The sequence below is a fragment of the Amycolatopsis sp. TRM77291 genome, from assembly GCF_054166285.1.
The window spans coordinates 1,818,894-1,842,158 of the sequence record NZ_JBSZHF010000001.1 but is presented as its reverse complement, the minus strand read 5'-3'; the positions used below and the strand labels follow the sequence as shown (position 1 = coordinate 1,842,158).

22 protein-coding genes are annotated in these 23,265 nt (G+C 69.2%); 8 read left to right on the top strand and 14 right to left on the bottom strand.

The window, feature by feature from the left end:
• Positions 1-45: 45 nt before the first annotated feature.
• Together ACXIZN_RS08700 and ACXIZN_RS08695 are read left to right on the top strand one after the other, a co-directional pair.
• Positions 46-1,257 (top strand): lipase family protein, encoded by a 1,212-nt coding sequence (locus ACXIZN_RS08700; RefSeq protein ID WP_457960487.1) that lies wholly within the window; start codon positions 46-48, stop codon positions 1,255-1,257.
• Between the two features lie 7 nt (positions 1,258-1,264).
• A complete protein-coding gene (locus ACXIZN_RS08695; RefSeq protein WP_457953491.1) occupies positions 1,265-1,804 on the top strand; it encodes a GtrA family protein in 540 nt (179 codons plus the stop codon).
• Here the strand turns inward: ACXIZN_RS08695 and ACXIZN_RS08690 are convergent.
• Complete coding sequence (locus ACXIZN_RS08690) at positions 1,744-2,940, bottom strand: helix-turn-helix domain-containing protein (RefSeq protein WP_457953490.1); 1,197 nt, start codon at positions 2,938-2,940, stop codon at positions 1,744-1,746. The genes ACXIZN_RS08695 and ACXIZN_RS08690 overlap by 61 nt on opposite strands.
• 313 nt (positions 2,941-3,253) lie before the next feature.
• Here ACXIZN_RS08690 and ACXIZN_RS08685 point away from each other — a divergent pair, with 313 nt between their 5' ends.
• The 4 genes from ACXIZN_RS08685 (at position 3,254) to ACXIZN_RS08670 (ending at position 8,612) form a co-directional block, all read left to right on the top strand.
• Positions 3,254-4,474 (top strand): PucR family transcriptional regulator, encoded by a 1,221-nt coding sequence (locus ACXIZN_RS08685; RefSeq protein WP_457953488.1) that lies wholly within the window; start codon positions 3,254-3,256, stop codon positions 4,472-4,474.
• 338 nt (positions 4,475-4,812) lie between these two features.
• Positions 4,813-5,802, top strand: a complete 990-nt coding sequence (locus ACXIZN_RS08680; RefSeq protein WP_457953486.1) for an alpha/beta fold hydrolase — start codon at positions 4,813-4,815, stop codon at positions 5,800-5,802.
• Positions 5,803-6,141: 339 nt separating this feature from the next.
• On the top strand, positions 6,142-7,332 hold the full coding sequence (locus tag ACXIZN_RS08675; RefSeq protein WP_185927192.1) for a helix-turn-helix domain-containing protein: 1,191 nt from the start codon (positions 6,142-6,144) through the stop codon (positions 7,330-7,332).
• A gap of 35 nt (positions 7,333-7,367) precedes the next feature.
• Positions 7,368-8,612, top strand: coding sequence for a PucR family transcriptional regulator (locus ACXIZN_RS08670; RefSeq protein WP_457953485.1), 1,245 nt, complete (start codon positions 7,368-7,370; stop codon positions 8,610-8,612).
• Between the two features lie 517 nt (positions 8,613-9,129).
• Here the strand turns inward: ACXIZN_RS08670 and ACXIZN_RS08665 are convergent.
• The 11 genes from ACXIZN_RS08665 to ACXIZN_RS08615 form a co-directional block, all read right to left on the bottom strand.
• Entirely contained in the window at positions 9,130-9,759 is a 630-nt protein-coding gene (locus ACXIZN_RS08665; protein ID WP_457953483.1) for a hypothetical protein, read from the bottom strand.
• Between the two features lie 11 nt (positions 9,760-9,770).
• Positions 9,771-10,274: a hypothetical protein gene (locus ACXIZN_RS08660; RefSeq protein WP_126734315.1), complete on the bottom strand. Its 504-nt coding sequence runs from the start codon at positions 10,272-10,274 to the stop codon at positions 9,771-9,773.
• Positions 10,275-10,279: 5 nt separating this feature from the next.
• A complete protein-coding gene (locus tag ACXIZN_RS08655) occupies positions 10,280-11,380 on the bottom strand; it encodes an MCE family protein (protein ID WP_457953481.1) in 1,101 nt (366 codons plus the stop codon).
• On the bottom strand, positions 11,380-12,369 hold the full coding sequence (locus ACXIZN_RS08650; RefSeq protein ID WP_457953479.1) for an MCE family protein: 990 nt from the start codon (positions 12,367-12,369) through the stop codon (positions 11,380-11,382). The genes ACXIZN_RS08655 and ACXIZN_RS08650 overlap by 1 nt, the downstream gene beginning before the upstream one ends.
• A 149-nt stretch (positions 12,370-12,518) precedes the next feature.
• Positions 12,519-13,523, bottom strand: coding sequence for an MCE family protein (locus ACXIZN_RS08645; protein ID WP_257486032.1), 1,005 nt, complete (start codon positions 13,521-13,523; stop codon positions 12,519-12,521).
• Positions 13,523-14,533 carry an MCE family protein gene (locus tag ACXIZN_RS08640; RefSeq protein WP_257486031.1) on the bottom strand — a complete coding sequence of 337 codons (1,011 nt, stop codon included), beginning with the start codon at positions 14,531-14,533 and terminating at the stop codon, positions 13,523-13,525. Before ACXIZN_RS08640 ends, ACXIZN_RS08645 begins: the two co-directional genes overlap by 1 nt.
• On the bottom strand, positions 14,530-15,543 hold the full coding sequence (locus tag ACXIZN_RS08635; protein ID WP_126734319.1) for an MCE family protein: 1,014 nt from the start codon (positions 15,541-15,543) through the stop codon (positions 14,530-14,532). Before ACXIZN_RS08635 ends, ACXIZN_RS08640 begins: the two co-directional genes overlap by 4 nt.
• Positions 15,540-16,763, bottom strand: a complete 1,224-nt coding sequence (locus ACXIZN_RS08630; protein ID WP_457953478.1) for an MCE family protein — start codon at positions 16,761-16,763, stop codon at positions 15,540-15,542. The genes ACXIZN_RS08635 and ACXIZN_RS08630 overlap by 4 nt, the downstream gene beginning before the upstream one ends.
• Positions 16,760-17,599, bottom strand: a complete 840-nt coding sequence (locus tag ACXIZN_RS08625; RefSeq protein ID WP_034315131.1) for an MlaE family ABC transporter permease — start codon at positions 17,597-17,599, stop codon at positions 16,760-16,762. Before ACXIZN_RS08625 ends, ACXIZN_RS08630 begins: the two co-directional genes overlap by 4 nt.
• Before the next feature lie 4 nt (positions 17,600-17,603).
• Positions 17,604-18,407, bottom strand: a complete 804-nt coding sequence (locus ACXIZN_RS08620; protein ID WP_125796979.1) for an MlaE family ABC transporter permease — start codon at positions 18,405-18,407, stop codon at positions 17,604-17,606.
• Positions 18,408-18,409: 2 nt separating this feature from the next.
• A complete protein-coding gene (locus ACXIZN_RS08615; protein ID WP_457953476.1) occupies positions 18,410-19,189 on the bottom strand; it encodes a hypothetical protein in 780 nt (259 codons plus the stop codon).
• 238 nt (positions 19,190-19,427) lie between these two features.
• Between ACXIZN_RS08615 and ACXIZN_RS08610 the strand changes: the two genes are divergently transcribed.
• The gene (locus tag ACXIZN_RS08610; protein WP_457953475.1) at positions 19,428-20,372 is read left to right on the top strand and encodes an ATP-binding cassette domain-containing protein; all 945 of its coding nucleotides are present in this window, start codon (positions 19,428-19,430) and stop codon (positions 20,370-20,372) included.
• Positions 20,369-21,223: an ABC transporter permease gene (locus ACXIZN_RS08605; RefSeq protein WP_457953474.1), complete on the top strand. Its 855-nt coding sequence runs from the start codon at positions 20,369-20,371 to the stop codon at positions 21,221-21,223. Before ACXIZN_RS08610 ends, ACXIZN_RS08605 begins: the two co-directional genes overlap by 4 nt.
• 127 nt (positions 21,224-21,350) lie before the next feature.
• Here the strand turns inward: ACXIZN_RS08605 and ACXIZN_RS08600 are convergent, their stop codons facing one another.
• The gene (locus ACXIZN_RS08600; protein ID WP_457953473.1) at positions 21,351-22,481 is read right to left on the bottom strand and encodes a glycosyltransferase; all 1,131 of its coding nucleotides are present in this window, start codon (positions 22,479-22,481) and stop codon (positions 21,351-21,353) included.
• Positions 22,478-23,263 carry an alpha/beta fold hydrolase gene (locus tag ACXIZN_RS08595; protein ID WP_457953471.1) on the bottom strand — a complete coding sequence of 262 codons (786 nt, stop codon included), beginning with the start codon at positions 23,261-23,263 and terminating at the stop codon, positions 22,478-22,480. The genes ACXIZN_RS08600 and ACXIZN_RS08595 overlap by 4 nt, the downstream gene beginning before the upstream one ends.
• Positions 23,264-23,265: the final 2 nt, after the last annotated feature.

Genomic DNA, 23,265 nt, shown 5'->3' with positions numbered 1-23,265 from the left:
ACGCTCCGCCCGTCAACCAGCCCACCCCGCCCTGGAGGCCCGGCCGTGCCGACCACGTTCCCCCGCCCGTCCCGCCGGACACTCGCCGTCGCGCTGGCGATCGTCCTGTCCGCCGGTCTCCTGACCGTGCTGAGCGGGAACCCGGCGAGTTCCGCCGCCCCGGCGTCCGACGACTCGTTCTACACCCCGCCGTCCCCGCTCCCGGCGGGGAAACCGGGTGACATCATCCGCTCGCGTGTCTCGAAAGCCGGTCCGCGTAAGGATTCCGTCAACGCGTGGCAGGTGATGTACCTGTCGACGGACGCCCTCGGGCGGCCGGACGCGGTGACCGGGACCGTGCTGGTACCGAAGAACGTGGACCCGGCGAAGGCACCGATCGTCTCGTTCGGTGCCGGTACGCACGGCCCCGCCTTCCACTGCACGCCGTCGAAGATGATCGACATCGGCGCGTTCTACGAGCAGTCCGGCCTCGACGACGCGCTCGACGCCGGATTCGCCGTCGCGCTCACCGACTACGAGGGCTATCGCCAAGATCCGAAGACGACGTACGTGGTCGGGCGTTCGGAAGGGCCGGCGATGATCGACGCGGTCCGCGCCGCGCAGCGCCTGCCGGAGGCGAAGCTGTCCACCGACGCCAAGGTGCTCTTCCGCGGGTACTCGCAGGGCGGCGGGGCGGCGGCCTGGGCGGGCGAACTGCAACCCGCGTACGCGCCGGAGCTGAATCTCGTCGGTGTCGCCGCCGGCGGCGTGCCCGCCGACCTCGTCCAGGTCACCCTGCAACTCGACGGGAAGTTCGGTTTCGGCGTCTTCGCCTACGCCCTGATCGGCCTCGACCACGCCTACCCCGAACTGAAACTGGACTCGTTCCTCAGCGACAACGGCCGCGTAAAGCTGGCGGAAATGCAGAAGAGCGCTTGCACGTTCGAGCTGCTCACCACGTACGCGAACCAGAAGATCGCCGACTACACGACCAGCGCCGGTTACGTGCGGCCGGAATGGGTGAAACGGCTCAACGAGAACAAGCTCGGCGGCACTCCGCCGAAGGTCCCGGTGTTCCTCTACCACGCCACCCAGGACCAGCTCGTGCAGTTCGCCCAGGCCGAGGCGCTGCGCAAGGCCTACTGTGCCGCCGGCGTCAAGACGACCTGGAAGGCCTTCGACACCGACCACATCACGGCGGTCTACACCGGCAACGCCGACGTGCTCGCCTTCCTCAAGGACCGGGTCGCGGGCGCCCCGGCGACGTCGAACTGCTGAGCGGGCGGTGCTCGGAACCGCCCCGGAATCCTTTGTGGACGACGGTGCGCGGACCGGCGGGCGGCGTGAGCTGCTCCGGTTCGCCACCGTCGGTCTCGCGGCTTTCGGGCTCACGCTCGGGGCCAACTACGGGCTGAAACTCACCGTCCTGCCCGAGAAACCGGTCACGGCGCTCGCGATCGCGACCGTCGTGGCGACCGTCTTCGCGTATCTGCTGTCCCGGCGCTGGGCCTTCCACACCCGCGGCGGCAGACGCGGCTTCCCGGAAGCGGTGCTGTTCTTCACCGTGAACGTGATCGCCGTGACGATCAACCTGTGCCCGCCGCTGATCTCGCGCTACGTCCTGCGGCTCGAGGTGCCCGAAGTCAGCTTCCTCGTCCAGGAGATCGCCGACTTCGTCAGCGGGATGCTGCTGGGCACGGCGGCGGGTTCGGCGTTCCGCTGGTGGGGCTACCGCCGCTGGGTGTTCCCCGTGGCGGGAGCGCGTCAGACGTCGGCGGGGCGCAGCCGTTCCGCGCGCAGCGCCAGCTCGATCCGCAACCGCTGATCCGGATCGTCCAGCCGTTCGCCGAACAGCTCCGTGAGCCGCCGCAGCCGCGCCCGCACCGTCTGCGGATGCACGGCGAGCCGCCGGGCGATCTCGGGCGCGCTCCCCCGCGTCTGCACCTGCGTGAGCAGGGTCGCCGCCAGTTCGTCGTGCTGGCGCGGCGCCAGCCCCGACAACGGTTCGAGCGCCTCCCCTGCCAGCCGGTCGAGCAGGAATTCGTCGGCGAGCAACAGCAATGTGGTGATGTGCTCCTCGCACCACAGCACCGGTCCGACCGTCGTGATCATCCCCCGCCGGGTGAGTTCGGACGCACGCCTGGCGATCCGGAACGACTCGGCCGCCTGCCCGGCCGGGACGGACACCCCGACCGTCGCCGACCAGCCGGACGGCAGTTCCCGCAGGCCGTCGAGGTCGGCCTGTGGACAGGCGACCAGCGCGCCGGGCACGTCGGAGACGAGGTCCACCGGAACCGCGGGGGGCAGCAGGCCTGGCGGGAACGAGGGCGCGCCGGGCGCCGCGGTGAAGACGACCGCGGTGATCCGTTCGGGGATCCGCCAGCCGATCGCGACGGCGAGGGCGCCGGCGTCGGCCTGGCTGTACCCGGAGCCACCGGTCAGCAGCCGGAACAGCCTCGCCCGCTGCTCCGCGGGCCCCGTCGCCTCGGCTTGGGCGGCGTTGTATCCGTCCGTCAGCGCCATCGTCACCTCGACGACGTCACCGAACAGGCACTCCGCGGCGCCGTAGAGGACGTCGCCCGGCAACTGGAGCTGTCTGCCGATCGCGGCGATCGAGCGCCACAGCACCCGGCTCGAGACCCGGAACGCCGCCTGCGCGGCCTCCCGGCTGAGCCCTTGCTGGAACGCGATCCGGCCCTGCGCGCGGAAATCCACCAGGAGATCGTTCTGCAGGAGTTCGGGGACGCCGACCCGGTCGATGGCGCGTTCGATACCGCGCCTGGTCAGCTCGACGGCCGCGGCACGGGCCTCGCCGTCGCTGAACACTTCGGCGCATTCGCCGATCTCGGACACCACGGCGTCGACGCAGTGCCGGGCGATCGCCGGGATCCGCGGGCGGACGGCGTCACCGAGTTCCCTCGGGAGGCGTTCCCACAACACGCCGACGGGCTGCCAGCTCACGTGTGCGATCCCCCGCTGTGAAGTAGGCCGACGATTACGGGCACCCATTCCCTTTCGTCCGCGCGCCACCGGCGCACTCGAATGCACGGAGCGTAGAACCGCCGACACATCCGTGTCAAAAGACGTCACACCGAAACGCCCGCTCGTTGTCACGTGGCTGAGCGTCGCGACTTTCCGTTGCAAATTCAACGTCACATTCGGGGTACACGCCGTCCGCCGATCCAGTACAAACGGCCCGCACCGTTCCCGTCGATCCGACGCGGTTATGCAAACGGATTCATGTTTCCTTCCGGCGTTCGAAGAAAATCAAAGGGTGGTCCTGGTGGTGGAGTACCGCGGTTTCGGCATGCTGGCGGCGTTGCCGCGTTCGCTCGGCGAAGAACTGCGTCCGTATACCGGGCACGCCGCGGCCGCCATGGTCAAGCAGGTGCAGCGTTCGGTCACCGCGTATTCGCAGCCGTTGCGCGGTGTCTTCGGCCGCGTCCTGGTCGTCTCCTGCGAACGGGCGGTGCGGCACTACGTCGAGTGCATCGGCGATCCGGACGTGCCCCACGACCGCTGGATCGACTTCTACCGCATGCGCGGGCGGATCGAATTCACCGAAGGCCGCAGCCTGGAACCGTTGCACGACAGCGTGACCGTCGGCGCACGGGCGGCATGGCGGGCGATGCGGCCCGTCGTGCGCGGACTCGGCGTCGGCTCCGACGTCATCGCGCTCGCGGCCGAGTCCGTCTTCGTCTACGTCGACGAACTGTGCGCCACGACGATCGAGGGGTATCAGGAGGCGGAAGCCAGGGCGGCGGGCGCGATCCCGCTCCGGCGCCGTCGCCTGCTCGAACTGATCGCCCAGGCGCCGGAAGGGTCCGCGTGCAGCATCGCCAGCCTCGCCGACGGCGCCGGCTGGCGGGTTCCGGGAGCCGCGGCCATGGTCGCGCTGCAGCGCGCTCCCGGCGCAGCGGAATTCCCGGTCCATCTCCTGGACACCACCGTGCTGGCCGACCTCGACACGGCCGAGCCGTACCTGCTCACCGCGGATCCGGACACCGATCTCGCCCCGCTGAAGGACGCGCTGGACGGCTGGCGTGTGGCGGTCTCCCCCGTCGTGCCGCTCGCCGATGCCCCGGCCGCCCTCCGCACCGCCCGCCGCGCGCTACTGCTGAACAGCGACGACGCGCCCGGCCCGGTCATCTGGTGCCGGGATCACCTCGCCACGCTGTGGCTGCTCGCCGAGGACTTCCTCGGCGCCGAACTCGCCAAGCAGAGCCTCGACCCGTTCACCTCGCTGAGCGGGAAACAGCAGGAGCGGCTCAGCGAAACCCTGCTGGCGTGGCTGGAGACGCGCGGTGGCGCCCCGGAGATCGCACAGCGGCTCGGCGTGCATCCGCAGACCGTGCGGAACCGCCTCCGTCAATTGGAGGACCTGTTCGGCGACCGCCTCAAGGACGCCGACGACCGGCTGAACATGCAGCTCGCGCTCCGCGCGCAACGGCTCATGCGCGCCCACCGCCGCGACGAAGGGCCGCCAGGGAACTGACCCGCCGGACCCGGCGTTCCGGCGGCCGCACGGTGGGGAGCACCCAGCGGAGGCCGCGGCGGGCGCGTTTCGCCCTCGGCTGATCGACGTGGAAGTCCGCCCGGCAGGCCATCGCGTTCTCCGTCGTTACGGGTGTTTACCGACGCTTTCCTGAATACCGGGACGGCAGGGAAAAGTCGATGCGCAATTGCCGGGACCGCGCGGTTTTGGCATCCGGCTCGGGGTCGGCCGAGGCATTCTTGTCACCTGTGTCGCAATTGCCGGACGTGTCCGGCGACACGCTGACACACCCGGCGTTCTACACGTTATTTTGACGCCTGACAACGGAAAGGCGGGACATGGCCCTCGAAGCGCGCACACTGACCCTGCACGGGCGGGAAATCCGGCTACGGGAATACGTTCCGTCCACAACGGACGCTGCGGGCGAACCGCTCGTGCTACTGCACGGGATCTCGGGCAGCGGCGAGACCTGGGTCCCGCTGCTCGACCATTTCGAGCGGACCGGGTTCGGACGCCACGTCCTCGCCCCCGATCTGCCCGGCCACGGTGATTCGGCCGCCCCTCGGGCCGATTACGGCCTCGGCGCGATGGCCAGCGTGGTCCGCGACGTCCTCGCGCTCACCCGGAACCGGCACGCGACCATCGTCGGACACTCCCTCGGCGGCGGGATCGCGATGCAGTTCGCCTACCAGTTCCCCGAGATGTGCGCCCGGCTGGTGCTCGTGGACAGCGGCGGGCTCGGCCCGCAGGTGTCCCCGGTACTGCGCGCGACGGCGCTGCCCGGGGCCAGCGCGACGCTCACCCTCGCGGTCAACCCGGCCACCGTCGCGATCGCCCGCGGGATCGCCGCCGCCTGCCGCTCGTTCGGCGGAAAGCTCTCTCCCGAGACCCGGGAGCTGATCCGTCACTTCGCGTCACTGGCCGACCCGGGCAGGCGGCGGGCATTCCTGTCCATCGCGCGCAGCCTGATCGACCTCAGGGGTCAGCGCGCGAGCGCGATCGACAAGCTCTATCTCGCCAGGGAGGTGCCCACCCTCGTCGTCTGGGGCGCGCGCGACCCGCTCATCCCGGTCGCCCACGGCCGCGCGACCGCCGAAGTGCTGCCGGACAGCCGATTGACGGTGTTCGAAAATGCGAAACACTTTCCACATGTGGCCGACCCGGCCCGGTTCGGCGACGAGCTCGAACGCTTCCTCACCGGGACCGCGCCGGCCCGGCTGACCCTGGACGAGGTCGTCGAGGTGCTCATCCGCGCCAGCGAGGCGGCGGAAGCGCCCGGAAACGTCCCGGAAAAATTGTCATCCGGACGCCATCTCAAGCCGGCCTAAATGTCACTCGTCATCGGATCGGACCACCCGTTCGGGTGTAGTCCATCCAGGTGGCCGATCAAGCTCCCGCCAGCCGTTGACAGTGCCCCCGGGCGATTTTATGTTGCGTGAGCCACAAAATCTGGATCGGCTTCACCGTTGAAGAGGCTGATTTTGTTGCCAGCAAGGATAAAAAACATGACCGACTTGGATACCGGATACTCGCGGCACGATCTGCGGACCGCACGACCCGAACCCGGCGTGCGCCACCCCGCCACCCCGCTCCGCCAGCCACCGGGTCCGGTCCAGCGACCGCGCGCCTTCACGCCGGCACCGAGAACCCCAGTGGAGAACCGACCTGTGCGCAGCACCGGTGCGAATGGACTGTGGGCGTCACTGCCCAGAGACCTGGGCGAGCGGTTCCGGCCGCGGGCCGACCCCTTGGCACGAGCCATCCTGCAGGAGGTGCAACGAGCCGTTCCCGAATACGCGCAGCCGTTGGAAGGCGCGTTCGGACAGATCATCACGCAGGGTATCCGGCAGGCGATCCTGCACTGCCTCGATACCGTCGGTCAGGGGACGGCGCCGCTCGACAAATGGTCGGCGGTGTTCCGCAACCTCGGGAAGGTCGAATTCAACGAGGGACGCAGCCTCGACTGTCTGCAGACGGCCTACCGGGTCGGCGGTCGCGTCGCGTGGCGGCACGTTTCGGAATTCGGGCAGGCGATCGGAGCGGACGCCGATCTCCTGTGCACCGCGGCCGAAGCGATTTTCGCTTACGTGGACGAGATTTCCGCACTGTCCATCGAGGGCTACACGGCCGCGCAGGAGCGGGCCGCGGGCACCAGGGCCAGACGCAGGCGCCGGCTGCTCGAACTGATGCTCTCCGATCCCCCGGCGTCACCGCAGTCGATCGCGTCCCACGCCGCCAACGCGCAGTGGGCGCTGCCTGCCGAGATCACGGTCGTCGCGCTGGAGCGACGGCTCGGCCCGCTGGACCCCGACAGCGCCGACCTGGACGCCGACGTCCTCGTCGACTTCGAGGGTCCCAAACCCTGCCTGGTCACCGGCGACCCGGACAAGCACCTGAAGGATCTCGCCGAACGGCTCCCCGGCTGGCGCGCGGTGATCGGCCCGGCCGTGCGGCTCACCGAAGCGCCGCGCTCGCTGATGTGGGCCCGCCGCACGCTGCGGCTGGTCCAGCGCGGGGTGCTTCCGGACAATCCGGTCACGCGGTACAGCGATCACCTGTCCACCCTGTGGCTGCTCGCGGACGAGTTCCTGGTCCGTGAACTGTGCACGCGCAGCCTCGCCCCGTTCGACGACCTCACCCCCAAACAGCGGGCGCGGCTCGGCGAGACGTTGCTGATCTGGCTGCAATCCCGGGGCAGCGCTCCGGAGATCGCGAAGAAACTCAAGGTCCACCCGCAGACCGTCCGGTACCGCATGCACCAGCTCATCGATCTCTTCGGCGACCGGTTGAACAACGCCGACGACCGGCTCGACATGGAGATCGCCCTGCGCGCGGAGGCCCTGCTCGCCGAGGACTGACCGATCAGCGTTCCCACTCACAACGAGGTGACGAGGTGACCCGACCGCAGGACGCCCGCAGCGGGGTCGAGGCGACGTACGGACCGCTGCTCACGCCTGCCCGGCCGGGTGGGCCGGGCGGGCGCCCGGTGCAGCTCTGGGCGTTGCTGCCGAGAGAACTGGCGACGGTGTTCAGGCCGGTGCTGGCCGACGTGGCCGGGGAGGTGGTCCGCGAGATCCAGCGGACCATCCCCGACTACGCGCGGCCACTGGACGGCGCGTTCGGGAAGGCGCTCAAGACCGGTGTCCAGATGGCGTTCCTGCAGTTCGTGGAGCGGATCGGGAACCCGGACGCGCCGTCGGAGGACCGCCGGAGCGTGTTCCTGAGCCTGGGTGTCCAGGAGTTCCATCAGGGCCGCAACGTCGACGTCCTCCAGGCGGCGTACCGCGTCGGCGCCAGGGTGACCTGGCGCCGGGTGGCCGAAGCCGGCCGCCGCGCGGGTGTTCCTTCGGCGACGCTGTGCCTGCTCGCGGAGGCGATCTTCGCCTATATCGACGAACTGTCGGCGCTGTCGGTCGAGGGTCACGCGGAAGCACGGGAAAAGGCCGCCGGCGCACTGGAGCGCCGGCGGCACCGCCTGATGGAACTCCTGCTCGCCGAGCCGCCGTCACCGCCCGAGGTCGTCAAACACGCCGCCGACCTCGCCCGCTGGCAACTACCGGACCGGCTCGTCGCCGTCGCCCTCGACCGGCCCTCGGACGAAGCACCTACGGCCGCGCCAAGCGCGCTGGCCGACTTCGAGAGCGCCACCCCCTGCCTCCTCATGCCCGCGCCGGAACCGGACGAACGCGACCGATTCGCCCAAGAATTGGCCGGCTGGCGGGCCGCGATCGGCCCCGCCGTCCCGCCCGTTTTCGCGGCACGCTCGCTGCGGGCCGCACGCGAAGCCCTGCGACTCGTCGACTCGGGGGCGCTCGCCGACGAGCCCGTGACATGGTGTGTCGACCATCTTTCGCGCCTGTGGCTGCTCAAGGAACCGTTCCTGGCCACCGAACTCGTCCGGGAACGGCTCGGGCCGCTGGCCGGGTTGACCGGCAAGCAGCATTCGCGGCTGGCGGGGACACTGCTGGCGTGGCTGGAGACCTGCGGGAACGTGCGCGAGGTGGCGGAGCGGCTCGCCGTGCACCCGCAGACGGTGCGGTCGCGTGCCCAGGAACTGGAGGCGTTGTTCGCGGACGGGCTGCGGGATCCTGAGCGACGGTTCGAGATGATCCTGGCGCTGCGGGCCGCCCCTTCGTGAGGTTTGCGGGCTGCTCGGGCGTCCCCAATATGGCATTGGGGACGCTCGGCGAAGCGGCCTCGCGGACCCGCGTGTTCCCAATGTCGCATTTGAGACGCTGAGCGTCTCTAATGCGACATTGGGAACCTCCCGAGATCCCGTGCACGGCACGCGTGAAGGTCCCCGGAGCCTTCAGGAGCGCGGGGGTGGTGTCGCGAAAGCCACTTTCGGGACGTCTGAGGTCCCGAAAGTGGCTTTCGCGACGCGATCGCCGACGGAGGTCGGGTGCCCGCGCGTCACACTCGGTTTCCGTCGCGGGACCTTGGTGACATTGAGTGCGGGGNTGTCGCGAAAGCCACATTCGGGACGTCTGAGGTCCCGAAAGTGGCTTTCGCGACGCGATCGCCGACGGAGGTCGGGTGCCCGCGCGTCACACTCGGTTTCCGTCGCGGGACCTTGGTGACATTGAGTGCGGGGTGTGTGGAAACAGGGACACTCAACGTCCCTATTTCCACACACCCCGCGCAGAACGAACCGGTCAGGCGGCGGCCAGCGCGGTCACCCGCCACTTCCCCTCGGCCCGTTCTGCGGAAACGCTCAGCTGAGCCGCGCCGGTACTACGTTGCCCGTCCCCGCGCACGCCGGTCTGGTCCAGGAACACCAGCAGCGACGCCCGGTCCCCGTCGAGGACCTTCACCCCCGAGACCACAGCCGTCGAGGTCACGACCAGCTTCTGGTCCGCCGCGAGTCCCCGGACCTGCGCGAACAGCTGGTCGTACTGCCCCAGCGCCGGCCCGGTGAGGACCTCCTTCGCGGCTTGCTCGCTCTTCGCCGGGTCGTCGTAGCGGTAGGAGAAGACCGTGCCGAGCGCCTTGCCGATCTGGTCGCTCACCTCCGCGGTGGTGGCGACGTCGGTCAGCGCCGTGTTGTGCGCCAGCACCGCCGTGGTGTCGCGCGCCTCGACGGCGAACCACCCCGCGAGGCCCGCCATCACCAGCGCGACCGCGCCGAACACCATCGCTCCCCGCCGCCGCACCGGAGCGACAACGGCCGGGGCCTCCTCGAGAACTTCCTCGGCGGGCGCTTCGAGAACCTTTGTGCTCCCGCCCATCTTCCCGGCGACCTTCACCGCGCGCCGCGGTGGTTTGACGGCTCGTTTCGTGGTCATCCCGTCCTCCGTCAGGGCTTTCCGGTGTCGGTCACCGGCACCTGGCCGAGCGACGTGACGCGCCACCCGTCCGGTGTCCGGTTCAGGCCGGCGCGGAACCGGTTGTGCTTGGTCACCGCCTCCCCGCCTTCGGGCCGCACCTCGAGTTCGACCGAAGCGATCACTTCGGCAGTTCCACCGCCACTGTCCACTTCGGTCACCGCGGCGTCGACGACCCGGCCGGTGGTGACGGTCTTCGCCTGGCCGATCCGGCCGAGACCACCTTCGCGGTCGCGCGCCAGCTCATCGTGCAACGCACCACCGGACAGGTTCAGCCAGTTCTGGTAGCCCTGCTCCGCCTGCCGGTAGTCCAAAGTGGTCAGAGCGGCGACGGCCTGCCTGCCCACCTGCAACGCCTCTTCGCGGACCGTCGCCCGCGCGACGCCCTCGTCGTGGCTCGCGTCCCACCATGAGTAGCCGAACCAGGCCGCCAAAGCCGTAGCGGCAGCGGCGAGGAACGCGGCGATTCGAGTCATGGCCTTCACCTTCCCGGCACGTTCTGCGAGCCGCGCACGTTCGTGGGGTTGCCCTTGGGCAGGGCACAGCGCGCCGCGGTGTTCAACGGACGCGGAGACGTGTCGAGCCCGTCGCGGTAAGCGGTCCCGTAACCGGTGACGCACGGCGGCGGATCGAAGAACGTCAGCGAGAGCCCGACGCGCGCGCCGTCCGGTCCCATGATCGCGTGCCCCGCGGCGACCGCTTTCGGCGCGGTGACCAGCAGCTGCTCGATGCCGTCCTGACGCGTTTCCAGCACGTCCGCGGTGGTCAGCAGGTTGGCCAGCAGGATGCCGAGACTCGGGCCGGTCTCCCGCAGGAGCGTGCTGACCTCGTTCGCGGCCGCCGGGACGGCCGGGATCAGCCGCCGCAGGTCACCGTCGGAGTTCTTCAGGGTCGCGGCGAGCAGTTTCGCGTTGGTACCGAACGAGCGGATCGCGTCGGCCTGCGAGACCTGGGTGTCGAGCACCGTCTGCGCGTCGGTCACGAACCTGGTCAACGGTCCGACATGCGCGCTCGCCTCTTGCACGAACTCGATCCCCCGCCCGACGAGCTGATCCAGCGCCGGGCCGGCATCGGACGTCGCCTTGTACAGCTCGTCGACCACGGTCCGCAGCGCCGGCTTCGGCACCGAGTTGGCGAAAGAGTCCACACTGGACAGAACGACGTCCACTGGCAGCGGGATCTTCGTGTCCGCCTCGGCGATCACCGAACCATCCCGCAGCATGGCGCCGTCGCCGCGGCGCGGCCGCAGATCGACGTACTGCTCGCCGACGGCGGACCGATTGGCGACGACGGCTTCGGTGTCGGCCGGCACTTGCGGGCCGCCCGGCTCGATTTCGAGATCGACCTCCATCCCGGAGGCCGTCAGCCGCAGTTCGCCGACCCTGCCGATCGGCACGCCCCGATAGGTGACTTCGGCGTTGCTGAAGATGCCGCCACCGGTGGCGAGCCGCACTTTGACGGTGTACCCGCGATCGAGCACCAGTTTGTCCAGCCCCGCGTACGTCGCGCCGACGTACGCGACGCCGAGGACCGCGATGGTCACGAAGACCACCAGCTGCACGCGGACGAACTTGGTCAGCATCAGCGGCCACCACTGTTCTTGAAGGTCAGGAACGTGTTCAGGTAGTCGCCGCGGATGGCCTCCAGCGCGGCGTCGGGGAACGGGAAGGTGAAGATCATCTCCATCGCCTTCGGCAGTTTGTCCCCGGAGTCGGCCAGCTTCCGCAGCAGCGGTTCGAGCGCCTTGAGATCGGCGACGAGGTCGTCCTTGCTGCGGTTCACCGTGTCGACCGCGACCGAGGTCAGCCCGTCCAGCGACTTGAGCATCCCGACCAGCGCCTGACGCTGCTGGTTCAGCACCTCGATCCCGGGGGTGAGCCCGTTCAGCGTCGCCTTGATCTCCTCGGTGTTCGCGTTCAGCGTCGCCGCGAGCTTGTTGACGCTCTCGATGGCGCGAGTGATCTCGGCCTTGTGCTCGTCGAGACCGCGCACGAACTTGTCCAAATTGGACAGCAGACTGCGCGCCGCGCTCTCCTTGCCGCCGAGCGCGTCGTTGAGTTCGCGGGTGATGTTCTGCACCTGCGCGACGCCGCCACCGTTGAGCAGCAGGGAAAGCGCGCCGAACACCTCCTCGATCTCCGGCGTCAGCGACGAGCTGGCCAGCGGGATCACCGCGCCGTCGACCAGCCGCCCGCTCGGCGTCCCCTCGGGCGGCGGCGCGAGCTCGACGAACTTCTCGCCGAGGATGCTCGCCTGCCGCAGCCGTGCGACGGAGTTGGCGGGCAGGTTCACGTCCCCGTTGATGAGCAGGCCCACCACCGCGCTGCGGCCGTCGGGCGCCAGCTCGACGGTCCGCACCTGGCCGACCGGGACGTCGTTGACCTTCACCCCGGACTGGGGCACGAGATCCAGCACGTTCGTGAAACTCGCCGTGACGTGGATCGGGCGCTCGCCCAGCGCGGCCCCGCCCGGCAGCGGGATGTCGTAGACGTCGACACCGCCGCTGCAACCGGTGGCGGCCAGCACGAGGACCAGGACGGCAGATAGTGTCCTGCGCCGGAAGGACGGCACATATCTCGGCGGCCCAGCTTCCCGCCGACCGCGTCGCCGGTCCGCCCGAGTACGACCCGGTACGAGGACGAACCGGCGCCACAGCCGGCGGAAACCTGGATCCACCGATATCCGCACCGTCTTTCCGCCGCAGGACACTGGCCGGGTTTTCATTTCGCCCCCGAGAACTCGGTGAGGTTCCCCCGGCCGTCCAGCGTTCCCGCGCCCTGGTTGTACGCGCCGAGCACGTTCGCCAGCGCGTTCGGCGCGGCGTCGAGTGCCTCGCTCAGCGACTCCTTCTGCCGGCTGAGCAGCTTGGTGATCTCGGCGAGTTTGTCCACATCGGACTTGACCTTGCCGCGGTTGTCCTTGATGAAGCCCTGCACCACGCTGAGCGCCTCGGTGAGTTCGGTCATCGCTCCGGAGAACTGGTCCCGTTGATCGGCCAGGATCTTGCTGAGCGAGGACATCTGCTGGATCGCCTGTTTCACCTTGTCGTCGTTCGACGCGAGCATCGCGGTGAACTTGCTGATGTTGTCGACCGAGTTGAACAGGTCGTCCTTGGAGTCGCTCGCGGTCCTGGCGAACTCGCCGAGGTTCTTGATCGCCTCGCCGAGCTTGCCGCCGTTGCCGTCGAGGTAGGCCGCGGCCTTGGTCAGGACGTCGCTGACCGCGCCGTCCCGGTTGGCGCCCTTCGGCCCCAGCGCGGTCATCAGCTGGTTGAGGCTTCCCAGGAGTTCGTCGACCTCGACCGGGGTGACGGTGCGCTCGGGCGGGATCCGTCCGTCGTCGCCCAGTTCCGGCCCGCCGACGTACACCGGGGTGAGCTGCACGTACCGGTCGGCGACCAGGCTCGGCGTGATCACCACGGCGCCGACGTCGGCGGGCAGTTTGACGTCGGGCCGGACCGTCATGGTCACCTCGACGGTCGTGCCGCGCGGTTCGACCTTGGTCACCGAACCGATCGGGACGCCGAGCACCCGCACCTCGGTGTTCGGGTAGACCCCGACGGTCGCGGTGAAGAACCCGGTCAGGACGCGGTCGGCCTGCCTGGTCAGCAGCGGCCAGGCCGCCGTCACGAGGAGCCCGGCGACGACGGCGAGCGCGAGCCTCCGCACCCAGGCCCGCCGCCGGGCCTGCGCGCCGAGATCCGACAACGTGAAGTGGCGCCCCATCAGCGTCCTCCCTTCCTCGAAGGCATGCAGCTGCCCGGCGTGCCGCCGGTCGGGACGAGCCCGCAGATGTAGGTGTCGATCCAGCGGCCGTTGCCGACCGCGTTGCCGAGCAGGCGGTAGAAGGGCCCGGCCAGCCGCAGGCTCTCGTCGAGCTTGTCCTGGTTCCGCAGCAGCACGGTGGCGACGCGATCGAGCTGGTCGAGCGCCGGGCCGAGCGTCTTCTGGTTGTCCGCCACCAGTCCCTTGAGCTGGATCGACAGGTTCTTCACCCCGCTGAACAGCTTCGCGATGGCGTCCTTGCGCGCGTTCAGCTCCGTCAGCAGGGTGTTGCCGTCGCGGATCAACGCCTCGATCTGCTGCGAGCGGTCCCCGAGCGTCTTCGACACCTTGTTCGTGTTCTCGAACAGCTTCACCAGCTCCTGGTCGCGGGAGGCGAGCGTCTTGGACAGCGCGGTGATGCCGTCGAACGCGGTCCGGACGTCCTGCGGGGTGGAGGCGCCGAGCGTTTCCGACAGCGTCCCGAACGCCTTCGCCAGCTGGTCGGTGTCGATCGCGCCCACCGTGTTCGCGAGGTCGTTGAACACCGTGGTGACGTCGTACGGCGAGCTCGTGCGCTGCACCGGGATCGGCTCGTCCGGATCCAGTTCCGCGTTGCCGACCGGGTCGAGGACCAGGTTCTTCTGCCCCAGCAGCGTCTTGATCTTGATCGCGGCGGTCGTGCGGTTGCCGATCCAGGTGTCCTTGACCCGGAACAGGACCTTGACCCGGCCACCGTCCAGCAGGACGTCCGAGACCTCGCCGACCTTGACCCCGGCCACGCGGACCTCGTCGTTGCGTTTGAGACCGGCGGCTTCGGTGAACTCGGCCGCGTACGTGGTTCCGCCGCCGACCAGCGGGAGGTCGTCGGAGAAGAAGGTCGCCGAGCCCGCCACCGCCATCAACAGTGCCGTGACGGCGCCGACGACGATCGGGTTGCGGCTGCGGAAGGGTTTGATCCTCGGCGCTTTCACCGGCACCGTCCCTGGGTCAGCGGGATACCGACCGGCGGGCCGCCAGGAGCGGGCGGCGCGTCCGATTTCACCGAGCACAGGTAGAAGTTGAACCACGAGCCGTACGAGACCATCGAGCCGATGCGATCCAGCTTCTTCGGCAGGTTCGCCAGGAATTGCTCGAACACGGGGGTGTTGTCGGCGAGGTTCTTCGACAGGTCGCCGAGGGTGTTGATGCTGTCCTTCAACGGCGCGCGGCCGTCCTGGAGCAGATCCGCGGTGGCGGTGGTGAGCTCGCCGAGCCCGCCGATCGCCTGCCCGATCGGTTTCGCGTCACCGGCGAGCCCGGAGACCAGCTGCGCTGTGACGTCGACGAGTTTGTCGAACTGGTCGCCCTGGGAGTTGAGCGTGTCGAGCACCGTGTTGAGGTTCCCGACCACCTGGCCGATCACCTCGTCCTTGCCCGCCAGCGTGTTCGTGAGGGACGCGGTGTGTTCGAGCAGGCTGTCGATGGTGCTCCCCTCCCCCTGCAACACTTGGACGATCTCGAACGACAACTGGTTGACGTCGCTCGGCGAAAGCGCCTGGAACAGCGGTTTGAACCCGTTGAACAGGGCCGTCAGATCCAGCGCCGGCTGCGTTCGCTCCGGCGGGATCAACGCTCCCTCGTCGAGCACCGCCGGTCCGTCCGGGCCGGGGTCGATCGAGAGATACCGCTGGCCGACGAGGTTGCGGTACCTGATGGTGACGGTGGCCCCGGCGGTGAGGCGGCGCTTGTTCTCGATCGAGAACCGCACGTCCGCCAGCCGCCGTTCGACCACACCGACCGAATCCACCTGGCCGATGCGGACACCGGACATCCGGACCTCGTCGCCGGGGTTGACCGACGTGGCGTCGGTGAACCTGGCGGTGTAGCCGACCGTGGTGCCGACCCCGGAATTGGCGATGGTGATGGCCAGGATCCCGGTCGCCACCACCGTGACCACGAAGAAGACCAGGCCCTTGAACGCCGGCCCCGCGATACCCCTCATCGGACGGTCACCTCCGTACCGCGCAAGGCCGGGCCCACGAGCACGCTGCTCCAGTCCGGGACCTCGGCCGGCTTCATCCCGAGCGACGGCGCCAGCAGCTCGGCGACCAGCCCCCGCTCCCCCTTCGAATTGGCCGGGCCGAGGTCCCCATCGGCGGCGAACGCCACCGCCGCCGAAGTCCCGCCGCCGCCGTAACAGCGCGGCCCGCCCTTCTGGTCGAACCTAGGATCGTCCCGGCCCGGCACGTACTTGTCGCGCGGGTCGTGGACGGACAGCGTCACGTGCAGCCCCGGCTCCCCGGTGCCCTTGCCCAACGCCTTCTCCATCACGGGCTTGAGCCGGTTCACCGCGTCGAACAGACAGGGGAACTCGGGTGAATAGCGGGACAGCAGTTCGAGTGTCGGCCTGCTCTTCACGCTGACCCCGATGATGTTGTCCTTGTTCTGCACCAGGAACTTGTTCAGGTCGCCGCTCGCGGTGGTGACGCTGGTGTACAGCTTGTCGAGATCCGCCCGGGTGTCCACAATGGTCTTCGCGGTGGTGGAGAGATCCGAGAGCGCCTTGAGGATGTCCGGCGCCGCACCGGTGTAGAGGTCCGCCACGTCGGCGAGACCGGTGACGTCGGCCTTGAACTGCGGCATCAGCGGATTCACCTGGTCGAGCAGGTCGTTGAGCTGGACGATGCTGTCCCCCAAGGACTTCCCGCGGTTGTCGAGCGCGAGCGAGATCGCGCCCAGTGAACTGTTCAGTTTCTGCGGTTGCACCGCGCGCAGCAGCGGCAGCAGATCACCGAGGACGCGTTCCAGTTCGATCGCGTTGGAAGACCGGTCCTGTCCGATGACGTCGCCGTCGCGCAGCGAACCTCCTGCGGGCCGCTCCGGGAGCACGAGGTTGACGTAACGCTCGCCGAACACCGTCTTCGGCAGCAACCGCGCCGAGACGTTGCGCGGCAGCTGATCGATCTTCGCCGGGTCGATGGCGAGGTCGATCTCCGCGCCCTCCGCGGTGCCCCGCACCGCCCTGACCTCGCCGAACGGCACACCGCGGACCTTGACCTCGGCGGGCGGGGCGAGCTGGTTTCCGACGCGGTCGGTCTTGAGCGTGACCAGTTCCGCGCGTTCGAAGTCCTTGTTGAAGATGGCGACGGCCAGCCAGCCGAGCAGCACCAGGATGACGAGGAAGATCACCCCCGCCGCCTGCGTCCGTGCGCGCGTGCTCATCCGGACACCTTCACGGTCGTGGTGGCGCCCCAGATCGCCAGGCTGAGGAAGAGGTCCAGCACGCTGATCAGCACGATCGACGTCCGCACGGCGCGGCCGACCGCGACCCCGACGCCCGCCGGGCCGCCCGCGGCGCGATAACCGTAGAAGCAGTGCGTGAGGATGACGCCGACACTGAAGACGAGGACCTTGGCGAAGGACCACAGCACGTCTTCAGGCGGCAGGAACAGGGAGAAGTAGTGGTCGTAGGTCCCGCCGGACTGTCCGAAGAAGACGACCGTCGTCACCCGTGAGCCGAGGTAGGAGATCAGCAGGCCGATCACGTAGAGCGGGATGATCGCGATGAATCCGGCCACGATCCGGGTGGTGACGAGGTACGGCATGCTGCGCACGGCCATCACTTCGAGCGCGTCGATCTCTTCGGAGATCCGCATGGCGCCCAGTTGCGCGGTGAACCCGGCGCCGACCGTCGCGGACAACGCGAGCCCCGCCGAGAGCGGCGCGATCTCGCGGGTGTTGAAGTACGCGGTGAGGAAGCCGGTCATCGCGGAGATGTTGATCTGGTTCAGCGCGCTGAAACCCTGCAGCCCCACCGTGATCCCGGTGAACACGCACAGGCCGACCATCACGCCGACGGTGCCGCCGATCACCGCCAGGGCCCCGCTGCCGAAGGTCACTTCGGCGAGCAGGCGCACCACTTCCCGGAAGTAGCGGGTGACCGCCATCGGGATCGCCGCGAGCGCCCGGATGTAGAACAGCAACTGGTCGCCCAGCTCGAAAAGACTGTTGCCGGGGCGTTTGAACGCCTCGCGGGCCCGTTCGGGGACGCTGGTCACGGGATCAGGTTCCCTTCGCCGGGACGAGCTGCAGGTACAGCGCGGTCAGGATCGTGTTGACGAAGAACAGGAGCAGGAACGTGATCACCACCGACTGGTTGACGACGTCGCCCACGCCTTTGGGGCCGCCCTTGGGATTCAGGCCCCGGTAGGCCGCGACGACGCCGGCGAGGAAACCGAAGATGAACGCCTTGATCGAGCTGACCACGAGGTCGGGCAGCTGGGCCAGCGCGTTGAAACTCGCGAGGTACGCGCCCGGCGTCCCGCCCTGCACGATGACGTTGAAGAAGTAGCCGCCGAGGACGCCGACAACGCTGACCAAACCGTTCAGCAGCACTGAAACGCCGATGGCCGCCTGTACACGGGGCACGATCAGCCGGTGGATCGGCGAGACACCGAGCACCTCCATCGCGTCGATCTCCTCGCGGATGGAGCGCGCGCCCAGATCCGCGCAGATCGCCGAACCGCCCGCGCCCGCGATGATCAGCGTGGTCACGATCGGGCTTGCCTGCTGCACGACGGCGAGGACGCTCGCGGCGCCGTTGAACTGCTGCGCGCCGATCTGGCTCGTGAGCGAGCCCAGTTGCAGCGAGATGACCGCGCCGAACGGGATCGACACGAGGATCGCGGGCGTGATCGACACGCTCGCGATGAACCAGAACTGCTGGATGAACTCGCGGACCTGCACCGGGCGGCGGAACATCGCGAGGACGACGTCGATCCCCATGGCGCACATGCGGCCGAATTCGCGCAGGCCCGCGGCGGCCTTCTCCGGCGCGCGGGCGAGCAGGGCGACTGGATTGGCCATCGTCAGGCTCCACATCCGTTGGGGGGCCCGCCATCGCCGACGCATCGCAGCCGGAGGTTGGTGACCAGGGTGTTGCCGGGGCCGGACACCAGCCCGGTCAGCAACGGGCTCAGATCCTCACGCACCCCGCAGCCGGCGAACCCCGGAGTCGTGAAGGTGCTGGTGACCTTCACCGGCGGGGCGGGGAACGCGAGCGGCACCAGCGCTTTGATGTTCACCGCGACCGATTGCGCGGTCCGGCAGTTCGGGCCGACGTCGAGGACCTTGCCGTCCACTTTGACGTTCGTGAGTTTGATGAACACCTTGTTCGTGACGTCGGTGTGCGCGCAGATGTTGGTGCCGACCTCCTTGCAGTCGCCGGTGGCGCCGGTCTTCACGAGGACCGTGCCGGTGGCGTCGCCGTCCGGGATGAGTGCGACGTCACCGGTGGCGGGCATGAAGCGGAAGGACACGAAATAACTCGACGTCGGCGGGATGGCGAGTTTGCCGGTGATCGGCACCTGTCCGGTGAAACCGAGGATCTTGCCGTCGAACCGGCCCTGCGGGAAGGTGATGTCCGATCCGAGTTTCGCGACCCGGCTGGTCGTGGGCTGTTGTTCGTCGCCGACGTAGAAACCGAACGTCAGTCCGGCCTGGGCGATGGCGGGCTCCTGCGCGAGGGCTTCTCGTGTCTGCTGTGTCCGCGCGGGGTCGGCGGACGCGGAAGCCAAGGAAAGCGCGCCCAGCCCCAGCACCGCCGGGAGCAGGAAGGCGCGCAGAACGCGCCCGGTCAGCACTGACATTCGGGCTTCCTCATTTCGACTTATCCGGCCGAACGGCCAACTGGAGCAGCACGCTACTGACGGAATGCCGGAGGGACAAGTAACCCGGGAATAGCGGCTCCGCGAGGGGAAAAGATTGTAATGGGCGTAACTGTTTTGCCTTGGGTCTCGTGAGTGGTAATGACGGTTCTAACCGCCCTTGCCACGCACGAGGCCCTGGGCATTGCGGCCGCACCGAACGCCCCGCTACGTTCGGCGAATGGAGCAGGCTGCCATCGAGGTGTCCGGCCTCGCCAAGCACTACGGTGAGGTGACCGCCCTCGCCGGCGTCGATCTCCGGGTCGGCCGCGGCACCGTGCTCGCGGTGCTCGGCCACAACGGCGCGGGCAAGACGACGCTGATCGACATCCTGAGCACGCGCGTCAAACCGGACGGCGGCAGCGCCAAGGTCTGCGGATTCGACGTCGTGCGCGCCGGGCATCACGTCCGGCGGCGGATCGGGGTCACCGGCCAGTTCGCGGCGGTCGACGACGCGCTCTCCGGTCGCGGCAACCTCGAACTCGTCGCCAGGCTGCTGGGCGCGAACCGGCGTCAGGCCAGGGCCCGCGCGGCCGAACTGCTCGCCACGTTCGGTCTCGACGACGCGGCCGACCGTCCCGCGCGGACGTACTCCGGCGGCATGCGGCGGCGGCTCGACCTGGCCGCCGGGCTCGTCGGCGCGCCCGACGTCCTCTTCCTCGACGAACCGACGACCGGCCTCGACCCGCTCAGCCGCGCGGGGCTCTGGGACGGCGTCGAACGGCTCGCCGCACGCGGCACCACCGTCGTGCTCACCACGCAGTACCTCGAGGAGGCGGACAGACTGGCAAATCACGTCATCGTGCTGGGGCTGGGGCATGTGACCGTCTCCGGGCGGCCATCGGAACTGAAGGCCCGGCTCGGGGAACGGACGGCGACCCTGACCTTCGGCACCGATCTCGCCGCCCGCCGGGCACTGTCCGCGATCCACCGGCTCGGCATGAGCTGCACGGCGTCGGCGTCCGGGCTGGTGATCGGTGTCGCGCTGGCCGGGCCCGCCGACATCACCGTGCTGGTGCGCGCGCTCGACGCGGCGGGCGCGCCGATGAAGGACCTCACCGTCGCCGAGCCGACGCTCGACGACGTCTACCTTTCGCTGCACCGGAATCCGGCGGTCGCGCCATGACCGAGGCACGGCATCGCGCACCGTCCCCGCCGGTGCTGGGTGACCCGTCGACCTGGCCGCCGAGCACCTTCACCACCCAGGTCCGGGTGCTCGCCGCCCGCTCGCTGAAGACGGCCTTCGGCGACCGGCGGCTGGTGTTCTTCGGGCTGCTGCAACCGATCGTGCTCCTCCTGCTGTTCAGCCAGGTCTTCAACGGCGTCAGCACGCTGCCCGGAGTCGCGGCCTACCAGGGTTACGTGAACTTCCTCGTCCCTGCGACGCTGGTGAACATCGCGATGACGACGGCGATGAGTTCGGGGGCCGGTCTGCTCGCTGAGATCTACAGTGGATTCACCGGACGTCTCCGCTGCATGCCCATCAGCCTTTCGGCCGTCCTGGTCGCGCGCACCATCTCGGATTCCGCCCGGCTCGGCGTGCAACTGCTGGTGACCGCGCTCGCCAGCGTGGTACTGCTGGGTTTCCGGCCGACCGGCGGTGTTTTCGGTGTCACCGCGGCTCTTTTGCTCACGCTCGTCGTCGGCTGGTGCCTGAGCTGGATCTTCGTCGCCATCACGACCTGGCTGCGCAAGGCCGAAACGCTGCAGATGGCGTCCTTCGTGGTCATGTTCCCGCTGATGTTCTCGTCCAGCGCGTACATGCCGCTCGAAACGATGCCGACGTGGCTGCGAGTGGTCTCGGCGCTCAACCCGCTGACCTACGCGATCGACGCGACCCGTGCACTCGCGCTCGGACGTCCTTCGGGCTGGTCGGTTCCCATTTCGCTCGCGATCGCCGCCGTGGCGGCCGCGGCCGGTGGGTGGATCGCGGCCCGGACGTTCCGGTCGCCGCGAGGCGTCACCCCGATGGCCTGAACCCCGTATCTCGCGTGATCAGAGGCGTATCTCGCGTGATTGAAGGCGTAACTCGCGTGATTGGAGCCGTATCTCCGTGTTACGCCTTCAATCACGTGAGATACGGCTCCACGCACGCGAGTTACGCTCAGCGCGGCAAGGCTTCCAGGTGGTCCGCCGCCGCCACGACTCCCCCGGCCGCCGCGAACGAGGCCCGCACCCGGGCGGCCGCGGCGGCGTAGGCGGGCTCGGTCAGCACTTCGGTGACCGTGTCGCGGATGTCGGGCGCCTTCACCCGGTCGAAACGCAGCCGCAACCCGGCGCCGGCGGCCTCGACCTGCTGCGCCAGCATCGACTGGTCGTCCCGGATCGGCGCGATCACCAGCGGCAGGCCGGAAGCGAGGGTCTCGCTGACGGTGTTGTGCCCGCCGTGACAGATCACCGCCGCCGCTTTCCGCACCACTTCCGCCTGCGGGATCCGTTTGACCACCAGTACTTCGTCGCTGAGCAGCTCACCGGTGGGGTCGACGACGAGGCCTTGGACCTCCGGCATCCCGGCGAGCGCGTCGACGCATTCGGACAGGAAGCGACGGCCTAGGGCGGCGTTGGCGGTGCCGAGGGTGGCGAGGACGAGCGGTCGGCCGTCGAGCCGGTCCCACGAGAAACCCACCGGGGGCGCGGGGGCCAGCGCCGGGCCGACGAACCGGACCGTGCCCACGTCGGCGATCGGGCCGGTCAGGGACACGGTGGTGAACGCCAGGATGAGATCTTGCGAGAACCGCAGGTCCCCGCAGGACACCTTGTGCCGCGCGCGCAGGTCTTCCTGCAGCCCGCCGACCCAGGCGGCGATCTTCGGCATGGCGCCCAGCGGATCCCCGAGTTCGGTGGATGTCGACGCCGACGTCACCCACGGCAGCGCGCGACGGCTCGCCACGAGGGCGCCGGCGAACGCCTGCTGGTCGGCGACGACGACGTCGGGCCGGAACTCGGCCACCGCCTTCTCGACGCCCGGCACCATCGCGTCCGCCAGCGGAACCAGATACTGCTCCCACAGGTATTTCAGCGCCGCGAACCCGCGCAGCCCCTCGGGACGGCGTTCGACGGCGAACTCCAGCGCGTCCCCGGCCGCGTACACCCGGCCCGCCCTGGTGAGCTCGGACGTCGTGGGTTCCGGACCGCACCAGGCGACGTCATGGCCGCGCCCCACCAGCTCGGCGGCCACCGCGCGCAGCGGCGCCACGTGCCCGGTGAGCGGCGGGACGACCAGCAGGAACCTCATCCGCGTCGCCTCCCGTGCCGCGAGATCCAGTTCAGCAGCAGCTCCCGGACCTCCCGGTGCTGCTCGACGAGCACCGAATGCCCCTGTCCCTCGAACACGTGCAGTTCGCCGCGGGGCAGCACCGACGTCAACGCGGTGAGGTCGTCGGCCTGATAGCCGTGACTGCCCAAAATGGACAGTACGGGGCAGTCGATCCCGGCCACCTGGTCGAGGGTCAGCAAGGGACCGAGCGGGACTTCTTCGGCCATCGACGTCGACATGATCCGCTCGGCCGCCATCCGTGCCAGCCGCCGGTGATGTGCGCTGTAGTTGGCCTCGATCCAGTCGAAGCTCTCCTCGACCTTCAAGAAACGCACGGTGTGTTCGAGGATCTGCGCCATCTTGCCCGCCCACAGTTCCGTGGCGGGCTCCGACTCGATGCACACGATGCTGCGCACCCGGTCCGGTTTCGCCACGGCGTAGCTGTAGGCGAGGGTGCCGCCGAAACTGTTGCCCACCAGGTGCACCGGCCGGTCCAGGTCGAGCTGATCGAGCAGGTCGTCGAGGTCGGCGACGAAGTCCGCGATCGTGTACCCGCGTTCGGGGCGTTCGGTCTTGCCGTGCCCGCGCAGGTCGTAGCTGACCACGTCCACCCCGGCGGCGGCGACCGGCGGCGCGAGCGTGAGGTAGAAGCTCGCGAGGCTGTCGGTGCCCATGCCGTGCAGGAACACCACGGTCTCCGTGCCCCCGCCGGGTACGAGCTGCACGTTGGTGCGCAGCCCGTTGACGGTCATCGTCGGCATCG